Annotated in this window: 11 protein-coding genes and 1 pseudogene; 8 read left to right on the forward strand and 4 right to left on the reverse strand. The window is 72.6% G+C overall.

All coding sequences use genetic code 11. The annotated features are described in order from the left end of the window. Positions 1-191 precede the first annotated feature (191 nt). The 8 genes from ACFWR9_RS38330 to ACFWR9_RS38365 all read left to right on the forward strand — a co-directional run bounded on the left by ACFWR9_RS38330 (position 192) and on the right by ACFWR9_RS38365 (position 7,915). Positions 192-854, forward strand: coding sequence for a hypothetical protein (locus ACFWR9_RS38330; protein ID WP_383851024.1), 663 nt, complete (start codon positions 192-194; stop codon positions 852-854). 236 nt (positions 855-1,090) lie between these two features. Next, positions 1,091-1,918 carry a TnsA-like heteromeric transposase endonuclease subunit gene (locus ACFWR9_RS38335; RefSeq protein WP_383851027.1) on the forward strand — a complete coding sequence of 276 codons (828 nt, stop codon included), beginning with the start codon at positions 1,091-1,093 and terminating at the stop codon, positions 1,916-1,918. Beyond that, complete coding sequence (locus ACFWR9_RS38340) at positions 1,915-2,778, forward strand: hypothetical protein (protein ID WP_383851030.1); 864 nt, start codon at positions 1,915-1,917, stop codon at positions 2,776-2,778. Before ACFWR9_RS38335 ends, ACFWR9_RS38340 begins: the two co-directional genes overlap by 4 nt. After that, on the forward strand, positions 2,748-3,878 hold the full coding sequence (locus ACFWR9_RS38345; RefSeq protein ID WP_383851033.1) for a Mu transposase C-terminal domain-containing protein: 1,131 nt from the start codon (positions 2,748-2,750) through the stop codon (positions 3,876-3,878). Before ACFWR9_RS38340 ends, ACFWR9_RS38345 begins: the two co-directional genes overlap by 31 nt. Continuing rightward, a complete protein-coding gene (locus ACFWR9_RS38350) occupies positions 3,872-5,968 on the forward strand; it encodes a transposase (RefSeq protein WP_383851036.1) in 2,097 nt (698 codons plus the stop codon). The genes ACFWR9_RS38345 and ACFWR9_RS38350 overlap by 7 nt, the downstream gene beginning before the upstream one ends. Beyond that, entirely contained in the window at positions 5,965-6,987 is a 1,023-nt protein-coding gene (locus ACFWR9_RS38355; protein WP_383851039.1) for a TniB family NTP-binding protein, read from the forward strand. Before ACFWR9_RS38350 ends, ACFWR9_RS38355 begins: the two co-directional genes overlap by 4 nt. A 59-nt stretch (positions 6,988-7,046) precedes the next feature. Further along, the gene (locus tag ACFWR9_RS38360; RefSeq protein WP_383851042.1) at positions 7,047-7,469 is read left to right on the forward strand and encodes a TniQ family protein; all 423 of its coding nucleotides are present in this window, start codon (positions 7,047-7,049) and stop codon (positions 7,467-7,469) included. Beyond that, positions 7,466-7,915, forward strand: a complete 450-nt coding sequence (locus ACFWR9_RS38365) for a hypothetical protein (protein ID WP_383851045.1) — start codon at positions 7,466-7,468, stop codon at positions 7,913-7,915. Before ACFWR9_RS38360 ends, ACFWR9_RS38365 begins: the two co-directional genes overlap by 4 nt. Before the next feature lie 257 nt (positions 7,916-8,172). Here the strand turns inward: ACFWR9_RS38365 and ACFWR9_RS38370 are convergent. The 4 genes and pseudogenes from ACFWR9_RS38370 to ACFWR9_RS38385 form a co-directional block, all read right to left on the reverse strand. Next, positions 8,173-8,487 (reverse strand): annotated as a pseudogene (locus ACFWR9_RS38370) (transposase); the annotation flags it as partial. A gap of 257 nt (positions 8,488-8,744) precedes the next feature. Beyond that, the gene (locus ACFWR9_RS38375) at positions 8,745-9,440 is read right to left on the reverse strand and encodes a TetR/AcrR family transcriptional regulator (protein WP_383851048.1); all 696 of its coding nucleotides are present in this window, start codon (positions 9,438-9,440) and stop codon (positions 8,745-8,747) included. A 186-nt stretch (positions 9,441-9,626) separates the two neighbouring features. After that, on the reverse strand, positions 9,627-10,556 hold the full coding sequence (locus ACFWR9_RS38380) for an AfsA-related hotdog domain-containing protein (protein WP_383851051.1): 930 nt from the start codon (positions 10,554-10,556) through the stop codon (positions 9,627-9,629). Beyond that, positions 10,553-11,533: ketoacyl-synthetase C-terminal extension domain-containing protein (locus ACFWR9_RS38385; protein WP_383851053.1), on the reverse strand; the 981-nt coding region annotated here is incomplete at its 5' end. The genes ACFWR9_RS38385 and ACFWR9_RS38380, both read right to left, overlap by 4 nt.

The raw sequence follows: 11,533 nt of genomic DNA on the forward strand, positions 1-11,533 counted from the left end.
GGTGGGCCGGGGTGGCGCGGCGGGCAGCACGGGCCGGAGCAGAGCCAGCGAGGGTTTTCGCTCTGGCCTATGCGGTGGTGGCCCGGTGGTGGGAACAGGCCCTGCACTGAGAGCGCGAGGCGGTCTGGCCGCGGCGGCTGCACCAGGTCGCGGGCGGCAACGCCGGGGATGAGCTGGAGCGGTGGCGGATCGTGGGCCGGGACGCGGTCGTCTTCCCCGAGGTGGTGGCCGTCGCCGACGCGCTGCTGGACCCGGCCATGGCCGAGCTGGCGTGGCGCGCAAGCGGCGGGACACGGCCTCGGGTGCGGGGCGGGGATGACCCGTTCTGCCACCGGCTGGGCGAGCGGGTGGACCGGGACTGGCTGGGGCCGCTGGCCGCGGTCGACTACGGCGGCCCGCTGAGCAGCTGGAGGAGTGCGATCGTGCGTGCCCGCCGGGGTGGCGGGCCGCCGGGGTGGCGGGACGATCCGTGGTATCTGAAGCGGGAACAGCAGCCCGCAACGATGGCCGGCCAGCTGCGCGTCATGGCGGCGGCGGCGCAGGCAGGCGGCTCGGGTACCAGGTGGCGTGCCACCGTTTCTGCCGAACACCGCTTCCACATAACGCAGTTGCTCGATGAGGCCCGCGAGGAGCTGGCGCAGCTGCGCGGCGTGCAGAGCGGCACCACCGCCGAGGTGGCCCGCACGCTGCTGGAGCACCTCAGTCAGAGTGCCGAGCTGGTCGACCGGGCCGTGCTGCATACCGCTGCCGCGGCTGTCGCGGCCGGGGTGGCGCTGGAGGAGGTGGCCCAGTGGTCGCGCCTGCCCGCCGAGGAGCTGTCCCGGGTGCTCGCCGCGGGCCGTAGCGAAGACTGACGCACCCGGCGGCGGCCGGGCAACGGCCCTGGCACCACGCTCCGCTCTGGTGCGGCGGGTGGTGCGGAAGGAGGGCGGCCAGGCAGCCGGAAAGTGCAGGAGTTCGCACTGACACCAGTGCGTACGGGTGGCATCCTGACCCCGCGTGCACCCCAACGGGCTTACTGAGCACCACAGTTGGAGTTACCGGCCAGTTCGCCTGCGCGACAGGACAGGTATGGCGTTATGTGGAGTTTGTGATCACCGATAGCAGCCAGGACGGCACGCAGGACGGCTTGCCCGCCGTCGCGGGCAATACCTGCCGGGTTCCGGAGCCGGGCACGGTGGAGGCGGAGTTCGCTGGGGCGGACGGCACACTGGTGCAGCGCCGCTGGGTGGAGGCCGCCGTCGCGGTCAGGTTCGAGCAGCTGGCGCCGGTAGCGGCGTTCCCGGTGGTGCCGGGGCGGCGGTGGGGGCCGGGCTGGTGGTGGTCGGCCACGACCGGGCGGCATGTGATGCACGGTTCGCAGGCGATGTGCACCCAGCTGATGGTCCTGGACCGCGATCCGCACGTGGTGGGCCTGTCGGCGCGGCCGGTGCGGCTGATCTGGCGCGATCCTGACAGTGGGCGGGTGCTGACGTGGGTGCCGCAGCTGTTCGCCCGCTACGCCGACGGGGTCGCGCTGCTCGCCGACTGCCCCGCCGCGACGGCTCCCGCCGCCGGCCGGGCCGAGCGTGCCGCCGCGGTGCTTGAAGCGGCGTGTGCGGCGGTGGGGTTCACCTACCGGCGTCTGGCGCCGCCCGAGAAGGTGGTGGCAGCGAACGTGCGGTGGCTGGCCGGCTACCGACACCCCCGCCATCGTGACGCAGGCGGCCTTGAGCAGGCGGTGCTCGAGGCGTTCGCCGCCGAACGGCCGCTGATGGCCGGGGCCGCGGCGGCGGGCGAGGTCCTCACCGCGCTGCCGGTGCTCTACCACGCGCTGTGGAGCGGTCGGCTGGCCGCGGACCTGACACGGCCGCTGGGCGAGCACACCCTCGTGACGCCCGGCCCGGCCGCAGGCGACGGGAAGCGGCAGGAGAGTTGAGCAAGCACGTGGTGACCGCCCCTGGTGGGCGGTGTGTTGAGGTGGGCGCTCAGGTCACGTTCGAGGGCCGCACCTGGCAGGTGACCGGCCTGGTCGACGGGCGGGTGCACCTGGCCGCCGAGGACGGGGCCACCGGGTGTGTGCTGGCCGCCCGTCTGGTGTCCGCGCCCGGCTTCTCGGTGACCGGTCCCGCGGCCACGGAGCCGCCAGCCCCGGCGCTGTGGGAGACGGTGCCGCTGGCCGCGCAGGAGCGGGCCCTGGCCTGGCTGCGGCACATCCGCGAGGTCGAGACCGGGCTGCCCGGCGGCCCGGCAGGCGGTGGCGCGCCCCGGCCCGAATACGACCCGCAGCGCTTCACCCTCGCCGAGCGGGAAGAGGCCAAGGCGCGTGAACTGGCCGCGCTGGGCTGGACCAGGGCCAGCCGGACCACGGTGCAGCGGATGCGGCTGGTCTACCAGCGGCAGGGGCTGTGGGGGCTGGTCGACAAACGCCACCTGCGCACATCCTCCCCCACCGGGCGTACCGACGAGCGGGTGGTGGCCGCCGTACTCGAGGCCTTGCGCCGACGCCGCGGCCGGTCGAAGACCACCACCCTGCAGATCATCGAGCTGGCCGAGCAGATCGTGGCCGATACCCACGGGCAGGCCCGGGTGAAGCTGCCCGCCCGCTCGTCGCTGTACCGGCTGGTGAAGGCACTGGCGGATCCGGCCGAGCCGCCGGGCAGTGCGGCGCGCACCGCCACCGGCCCGGCCCGCTCGGCGGCCCGCCGCCCGCGCTGCGGCCCGCCGAGCGGGTCCACATCGCCACCGCCCGCCTGGGATTGCGGGCGGTGGGCGAGGACGGGGGTGTGGTGCCGGTGACGGTGACGGCGGCACTGGACGCGGCGAGCGGCTGCGTGCTGGCCGCCGTGCTGCACCCGCCCCAGGACGGGCCGGTCCAGTTGTCGGTGCTGCTGGCCGAGATGGCCGTGCCCAGGCCACAGCGCCCGGGCTGGCCGGCCCTGCTGGAGCAGGCCCATGCCGGCGGGCCTGCCCGGCGGCTGGTGTCACTGCCCGCACGGATCGAGGCCACGGCGGCGCGTCCGGCGGCCGTGCCCGAGACGCTCATCGTCGAGTCCACGGCCGCCGTCACCTCCGCTGTCCTGGCCGTGTGCGAGAGCCTGGGCATCAGCCTGGAGCCGGCCCCGCTGCGGACGATGGGCGCAAAACGCGGCGCCGTGCGCACGCTGGAGGTCCTCGCCGGCCTGTTCGCGCGGCACGCCACCACGGCGGAAGAAGCATGCGGAGCGGGAGAGGCGGCCGGGGCGTACTGGAGCATGCCGCAGTTGCAGGACCTGCTGGACGAATGGATCACCGTCAGGTGGCACCAGCGCCCCCAGGAGCAGCTGCGCCATCCGCTGCTGCCCCGGGCGGGGCTCGCCCCCAAGGAGATGTGGGAGGTGCTGCTGGGCGTGGCCGGGATGGTGCCGCTGCCGTTGGCCGGGCAGCACTACGGCGAACTGCTGCCGGCGCGCCGGTGCGCCCTCACCGATTCCGGGATCCGGCTGGGCGGGCGCCGCTACGACGATGCGTGTCTGGACGAACACCGCGGCCGCGGCCAGCGGTGGGAGGTCCACCACCATCCCCACGACCCGCGGCAGGTCTTCGTCCGGCTGCCCGACGGCCTGCTCCACGCGGTCGGGTGGGCGCAGGGCGAGCACACCCTGCACCCGTTCGACGAGATGGTCCGGCGCCGCACCGGCGGCGTCCTTGCGCGCCGCGGCGCGGGCGCGCAGCCGGGCAGCGAGACGACCGAAGGTTTCGGTGAGGCAGGGCGCACCGCGGACGTCGCGGCCGTGGAGGGGATCGCCGGCGCCATGACGGTGCACGACGCTGATGGCGGCGATGCCGGTGGTCACATTGCCCGGGATACCGGCGGGTTAGGGGTGTACGACCCGCGGGCGGAGGCCGAGCTGTGGTGAGCGCACACGGCGGCCGCCCGGTGGCCGGCGCCCGGCACCGGCAGGTGAAGCTGGGGGCGTACGTGACGTTCGAGGGCCGCGCCTGGCAGGTGGCCGCCGTGGCCGGGGCGTCGGTGCGCCTCGTCGACGAGCACGGGCAGACCGCCTCCGTGCTCGCCTCCTTCCTGTTCGCCGACCCCACCTTCGCCGTGGTGGACTCCCCCGCCGCCGCCGTGCCGCCGTGGGGGCTACTGGAGTCGGTGCCCGAGCGGGAGCGCGAGCGGGCCCTGGCCTGGCAGCGGCACATCCGCGAGGTCGAGACCGGGCTGCCCGGCGGGCCGGCAAGCGGTGGGACGCCCCGACCCGAATACGACCCGGCACGGCGGTCGATGGCCGAGCGGGAGCAGGCCAAGGCCGATGAACTCGCCCGGCTGGGCTGGCCGCAGGTCAGCCGGGCCACCGTGCGCCGCATGCGCGCCCGCTACCACGCGAGCGGCCTGCTCGGGCTGATCCCCCGCCGCAAGCCGTCGCGTGCGACGGGGCGGGCCGATGAGCGGGTGGTGGCCGCCGTGCTGGAGGCGCTGCGCCGCCAGCGCGGCCGCTCCACCGGCACGCTGAAGGGACTGCGGGAGCTGACCGGGCAGATCCTGGCCGACACCCACGGGCCGGGCGCGGTCGAGTTGCCGCCGCCGTCGACGTTCAACCGGCTGGTGCGCGTGATCGCCGATCCTCTGGAGCATCCCGGACGGCCCGCCCGCACCGCCACCACCACGCCGGTACGGCCGTACACGCCGACGGTGGCGCTGCGGCCGGGCGAGCTGGTGCAGGTCGACACCACCCGCCTCGACGTGATGGCCGTCGGCGAGGACGGGAAGCCGGTGCGCCCGGAGCTGACGATCGCTCTCGATGTGGCGACCCGCTCGGTGGTGGCGGCCGTGCTGCGTGAGGAGGGCACCAAGGCCGTGGACGCGGCGCTGCTGCTGGCGGAGATGGCCGTGCCCCATCCCGCGCGGCCCGGCTGGCCCGGCCATCTGCGCCTGGCCCACGCCGCTGTCCCCTACGACCGGCTGCTCGCCCTGGACGACCGGCTGGAGCAGGCGGCGGCGCGGCCGGTGGTGGTGCCGGAGACGATCGTCATCGACCGCGGGGCCATCTTCGTCTCCGCCGCTTTCCTGGCCGCCTGCGAGACCCTGGGGGTGAGCGTGCAGCCGACGCCGCCCCGCTCGCCGGCCGCCAAAGGCGCCGTCGAGCGGACCTTCGGGAGTATCAACACGCTCGTCGCCCAGCACATCGCCGGCTACACCGGCTCCCACATCCTTGAGCGCGGCGGGTCGGTGGAGGACGAAGCACGGTTCACCGTGGCCCAGTTGCAGGAGCTGCTCGATGAGTGGGTCACCGCCCGCTGGCAGCATCGCCCCCACGAGGGCCTGCGCCATCCGGTCCTGCCGAAGAAGGCCCTCACCCCGAACGAGATGTGGGGCGCGCTACTGGGCGCGTCCGGGTACGTGCCGCTGCCGCTGGCCGGCGCCGACTACCTGGAACTCCTGCCCGTGCGCTTCCACCCCGTCACCGGCCGCGGCATCCGTATCAACTACCGCACCTACGACCACGCCTGCCTGAATGAACACCGCGGCCGCCCCTCCCCCACCGGCCCCGGCGGCAAGTGGGAGGTCCACCTCAACCCGCACGACGTGCGACAGATCTACATCCGCCTGCCCGACGGACGGCTGCACGAGATCCCGTGGATCCACCGCGACCACGTCCACGCCCCGATGGGCGAGACCGCCTGGCGCCACATCCGCGCCGCCCTCAACCGGCGTGGCGACCGCGAGGCACACGAGGCCTCCCTCGCCGACGCCGCCGACCAGGTCCTGCGCCGCAGCCGCCCCCTGACCGGGAGCGCGGCAGCGGCTGCCACCCCGTCCCAGACGGCGGACTCCCCGCCGGGGACACCGCCGGCTCAGCATCCCGCACGGGACCCCGAGCACAGTCTCGACGCCATCGAAGCCAGCGCCCATGACGATGACGACAGCCAAGCCGGTGGTGAAGAGTCCCCGCCGCCGGCCCGATTCGCGCTGTACGACGCCTTCGAGGAGGCCGAACACTGGTGACCAGCCCCGCCACCACACCCCCCGCCGAGGAGACATCCGCAGGGACAGTCACCACCTTCGACGCCTTCGCCCGGTTCGCCACCACCGCACCGCCCACACCACCGAAGCCGGGCCAGGCTCCCCGCTCGCCGGAAGAACGCCTGGCCTACCACTCACAGTTCGTCACCGTGCGCACCCCGGCCATCGAAACCCTCTCGCGCAGTGTGCGCACCCTGATGATCCTCGGCCGCCACCAGAGCGTCACCGCACGCCCGTCCCTGATCGTCACCGGGCCGGCCACGACCGGTAAGACGACCGCGCTGCTCGAAGTGGGCCGGACCTGCCACCTGGCCCACACCCGCCGCGCCGCGCCCGGCGACAACAGCGTGCCCGTCGCCTACGTGCTGGTGCCGCCCGGCGCCACCGCCAAGACACTGGCCGTGGAGTTCGCCCGCTACCTCGGCATCCCCGTCACCACGCGCATGACCACCACGCAGATCACGACCGCCGTCTGCCACACCTACGCCGCGGCCGGGGTCAAGCTGGTGCTGATCGACGAGATCCACCGGCTCAACCCGCGTACCTCCAGCGGTTCCGAGGCCGCCGACTGGCTCAAAGATCTCACCGAACGCGTGCGGGCCACGTTCGTCTACGCGGGCATCGACGTCACCGACAGCGCCGTGTTCACCGGGGTACGCGGCGCGCAGCTGGCCGGACGCGCCTCCCTGATCGACTGCGGGGCACTGCCCGCCCGAGCCGGCAAGCGGGAACCGTTCCGGGAGCTGATCGCCTCCCTCGAGCAGGCCCTCGACCTGCACGCCCACCGGGCGGGCAGCCTGCCGAAGCTGGCCCCCTACCTGCACGAACGGACCGCCGGACGGATCGGCAGCCTCTCCCGCCTCATCCGCCAAGCCGCCATCGAAGCCATCCTCGACAGCAGCGAACGCATCACCAAAGGGCTGCTGGACGGCATCGCGCTCGACCACCTCGCCGAAGAGCACTACCGGCCCCGCAACCCCACCCGCCGCCGCAGCCGGTGACCTCCCCGGCCGCAACCAGGCCATCGCCCCCGGTGCGGGCCGCCACCATGTGGCCATCCGTGCCAGGCCCGCTACGCGTACGCCCGCTGCCCGGCGAGGCCACCGCCTCCTACCTCACCCGCCTCGCCGCCACCTACCGCCTCAGCCCCGCCCAGCTCCTCGACGGCCACGGAACCACCGTCACCGGCACCGAGCACGCCCCGCCCGCCGCCGAGATCCGCCTCAGCGCCGAGGCCGCCCGCCGCCTGTCCGGCTTCGTCCGCGTCCCCATCGCGCACCTCACCCGAGCCCTGCCCCATCTGCGCCCGCCCGCGCCCTCGTCGGCCCACACCGGTGCGCACGGCACGGCCACCGCCCGCTGGCATGTGGTCGAGCCCGCCCTGCAGCCGTTGCCGGCGTGTACCGCCTGCACCATCGGCCGCAGCCCGCACACGGCAGCCCCGCGTGGATCCACCCGTCGCCGGGCCTGCCCCGGATCATGATCTGCACCCGCCACCAGCAGGCCTCAAGCGACCCCCGGCATCCCGCGCCCCTCAACATCCGAGCTGTCCCCGAACTCACCCAAGCCCACCTGAGCGCGCGCCGCCCGGCGACACCGACCTCCCTGAGCTGGGCATCGACGATCACGACACGCTGGTACGACCACCATCAGCACCTGCACGAACGCTGGCACACACGCCTGCACCGGCTCACCGCCACCAACCCCCGCATGCCGCCAGGCCCGGCCTCTCCCGCTCTGACCTGCCGCGAACTGATCACCTATCCCGAGACCCTCACCCTCGCCGCGGCCCTCGACCGCCTGCCCCCGCACCCCCTGACACGCACACAGCAGACCGCCTTCCTCCACCAACTCGCCGACCGCCTCCACCTGCCACGCCTCGCACCCGCCGACCACGACCTGCTCTGGAAACGCCTGTCCACCCGCTGAACAAGCCCACGCCCCGACCTGCCGAAAACAGCCAGCAACTCCCCCTACCTACAGGCGCGCCAACCACTGCGCAAAACCCGCCACCACACTCAGCTCACTGCGCAGCCATAAACGTCCAGCTCATCCCACGTAATCACCCGCCCCCGACGCCTCAACCCCGCGTAAGCCTCCCCCACGGAACAGACACACCGCTCAGTACAACTGAGCAACGACAGGTCACAACCAAGATCAATAATCATGCAGAACAGCTACGTCACAGGCGACACATCAACCGCCAGCACCAGGCGCCCGCCGTCGAAACGCGGCAGCGTCAGGCCTGCCAGCGCCCGCAGCCGGCCGACATCGAGCCGACCGTGGTTCAAGCCGCCGTACATCGCGCCGTGCCCACGGCGATGCTCCGGCAACAACGTCAGGTCCACCGGGGTCTTCACCGCACCGTCCGCACACAGCAGCGCGTCGGTGGGTTCGAACAACTCATCGCGCCGTGCGGTCAGACACTCGTAGAACTCGCCCCGGAAGCGTGACGCTTCCACGAACGCTTCCCTCCGGACATCACGGCGCACCACACTCATGACAACGGCCTTCGGTTGATCCCGTATCTCTGTGACGGAGCACAGGATCAAGCGAAGGCCGCCCCTGCGTCCGGGAAGTCCCCAGGTGAGCGACGTAGTTCGAGTCGTCATTCGAAGCCGGTAGATAAAGAACAAGTTGTTGACTTCCATACCGGCGGCGGCCGCGTGTTCCTCGATGCCCGCGTACCCCGATTCGTCGACGGGGACGTTGGTCTGCGTCTTCGCCATGGCCCCGTTGTAGCACGCCGTACAGGGCGCTACCGGGGAGCGGGAAGCAGTACGTTGTCGAGCTCGTCCGTGGTGAGGGAGGGAGTGGGGAGCCGGGACGCTGCGGGGTGGGTGCGCAGGCCGTCGAGGAGCAGGGCGAGCGGGCGGTGCCAGGCGGTGGGCGCGGTCGTGAGGAGTGCGGGGAGGGCTCGGCCCAGCATGGCCATGACGAAGAGCAGGTCCTCGCTGGTGGCATCGGGGCGGATCGTGCCCTGCTTCTGCCCCTGCCGGAGCAGGGCGCCGACGTTCCGGCGATGCTGTACGTGGATCAGCTCCAGGGTTGTCGCGCCGTCAGGGCAGGGGCCGGCCGGGTAACCGGCACAACGCTCGGTCGGCAGAGCCGCGAACACCGCGTACAGATAGTTCGTCAGACCTGTCCACGCGCTCTGGACGGCCAGAGCTCGATCGCCCGCTGTGATGATGTCGGTGAGCGTGCTGGAGTAGACCTCGTCGACGAGTGCCTCACGGTTGGGAAAGTGGCGGTAGAGGGTGCCGCTCCCCACGCCCGCCCGCCGGGCGATTCGGTCCAGCGAGGTGTGCAGCCCCTCGGCGGCGAACGCATCGCGGGCGGCTTCCACCAGCAGTTCTCGGTTGCGCAGCGCATCACGTCGCCGGGGTGGTGGCACGCCCGGCCGGTCCGCAGCCCAGGGCCGGTGACACCCCGCGGGCCGCGGGGTGTCGGTCATGTCGGCCTTCCGCTGTGCACGGTCGCCAGGAGGGCCCCATGACGACGGCGAACCCTGTTGCGCCGCTGCGTCTTCCGTAAGTTCATGCCCGCAGTATGCGATAGAAGCCGCCTCCCGAGTGGTGTATTCGAGCCACCGTGTTTCACGTGAAGTAGCGCTGAATTGACGGTACTTGGGCGCTGGATGTCATGGCTTCACCTCGGTCAGTTCCAGGATTCCGCTCGCGACGCGGACGTCGGCCTGATCGATGCCGACCGACGCGGTCACCGTTCCCTGCTGCCCGGTCGCCGACACCGCGCAGGTGGCGGGCACGTCGGTTTCCACGAAGATGCCGAATTCGAGTTCGGCCCGGGTCAGCGCCGCCTCGCCCGTACGCAGACCCGAGTCCGCCGCGCTGCGCAGCGCGGACTGCCGCATGGCTTCGATGAGCAGCGATGCCGGCACGTGGTCGTAGTCCCGGTCGAAGAACGAAGGGTGGGACCGGTCCACCACCAGGGGAAACTGGTTGCGCCGCACGGCGGGCGGCCCGATCACCACGTTGCTTCGGTCGTACCGCCCGACCAGCTCGGGCTCGATCGGCTGGGCCTTCGGGGCTGCGCCCGGGTCCGCGGTCCGCCGCGCCCGCTGGTAGTCCCGGATCTCGCGGTAGGAGTCGTGGGGGAACAGGATGCTCCCGAACGAGAGCGTCATGGCCAGTACTCGGCCGACGAAGAAGTCGCCCGCGATGTCGAGCGTGTCGCCTGTGCGCGTGACGCGTACCTTGACTACGCCTCGCAGCGGTGTGGTTCCGTCGGCACGGAACGCCTGCAACTCCTTTACCTCCAGTTTCAGTTGTTGCACGGCCGTCGGGGTGCCTCGCGGGACGCCGAGGTACGCGTGCCGTACCACGACGAACGCCTGCCGGAACGCCTCGATCACGACTGCGGGGTCGTGCCGGTGCGTCCGCTGGTCGGACCAGAGGGGGTGGTCGTGCGCGACCCGTACGGCGATCGCGAATCCCTCCGCGCCGGCGGGCGCGTGGTCGGTGACGAACACCTCACGGGGCGACCGCCGGTTCACCATCATGGGCGGCACCAACTGGTCGAAGCCGAGGGTGGCGACGGGATCGGTGGTCATTGTGGCCTCCCGGACCGACGGTGCTCGTCCAGGACCTTGGCCAGTGAGCGGATCGTCGGGTTGTCGAAGATGTCGGTCATGCTGATCCGCAGGTCGGTCAACGCCTGCAGCCGGCCCCGCAGTTCCACGGCGGCCAGCGAGTTGAGTCCCCAGGCGACGATGTCGTCGTCGAGGCCGACTGTGCCGTGTGCGCCGAGCACGCCGCCGATGGCGGTGCGCACCGCGGTGATGATGTCGCTCGCCCGCTCGGTGGTGGCGTCCGTCGTGGCCGGTGTCGGCCAGAAGCGTTGCCGGGTGAAGGGGTAGGTGGGCAGGTCGACCCGTCGCGCGCCGGTTCCGGCGAACACCTCGGCCCAGTCGACCGCGCCGCCGGCCACGAACCGCTCGGCCGGGTCGCGCAGCGCAGTCCGTCCGATCACGGTGCCCGGCTCCGGTGCGTCGGTGAAGGTGCGCAGCCCCGTCAGCAGTTCGTCCCGGTCCGTGCCGAGCACGACGCCGCGGTGGGCGAACCGTGCCCGGGTGAGCAGGGTGAGTCCGACGTCCGCCGGGTCGATGTCCGAGTCCGTTGCCTCCAGGTACGCGAGCAGCCGGGTGGCCTGTGCGGCCAGTGCCTCCGGGGTCTTCGCCGAGAGCACCCAGGGCACGGCGGGCACGGGGTGCCGGGGCGGGTCGGGGTCCGGCGGTGCCTGTTCGAGGATGACGTGTGCGTTGGTTCCGGAGATGCCGAACGACGACACCGCGGCCCGGCGCGGTCGCCCGCTGTCCGGCCAGTCCTGGCTACGGGTGGCCAGCCGCACCGCGCCCGCCGACCAGTCGATGTGCGGACTCGGCGCATCGACATGCAAGGTCGCCGGCACTGTGCCGTGATCCATGGCCGCAACCATCTTGATCAACCCGGCCACACCCGCCGCCGCCTGAGCATGCCCGATATTCGACTTCAGCGACCCCAGCAGCACCGGCCGGCCGGCCGGCCGCCG

It is taken from the genome of Streptomyces sp. NPDC058534, from assembly GCF_042717365.1.
Taxonomy (GTDB): Bacteria; Actinomycetota; Actinomycetes; order Streptomycetales; family Streptomycetaceae; genus Streptomyces.

Bases quoted from the DNA above. Each gene is read 5' to 3' on its own strand.
- ACFWR9_RS38365 (WP_383851045.1), top strand. From the start codon at position 7,466: ATGATCTGCACCCGCCACCAGCAGGCCTCAAGCGACCCCCGGCATCCC.
- ACFWR9_RS38375 (WP_383851048.1), bottom strand. From the start codon at position 9,440: ATGACCGACACCCCGCGGCCCGCGGGGTGTCACCGGCCCTGGGCTGCG.
- ACFWR9_RS38380 (WP_383851051.1), bottom strand. From the start codon at position 10,556: ATGACCACCGATCCCGTCGCCACCCTCGGCTTCGACCAGTTGGTGCCG.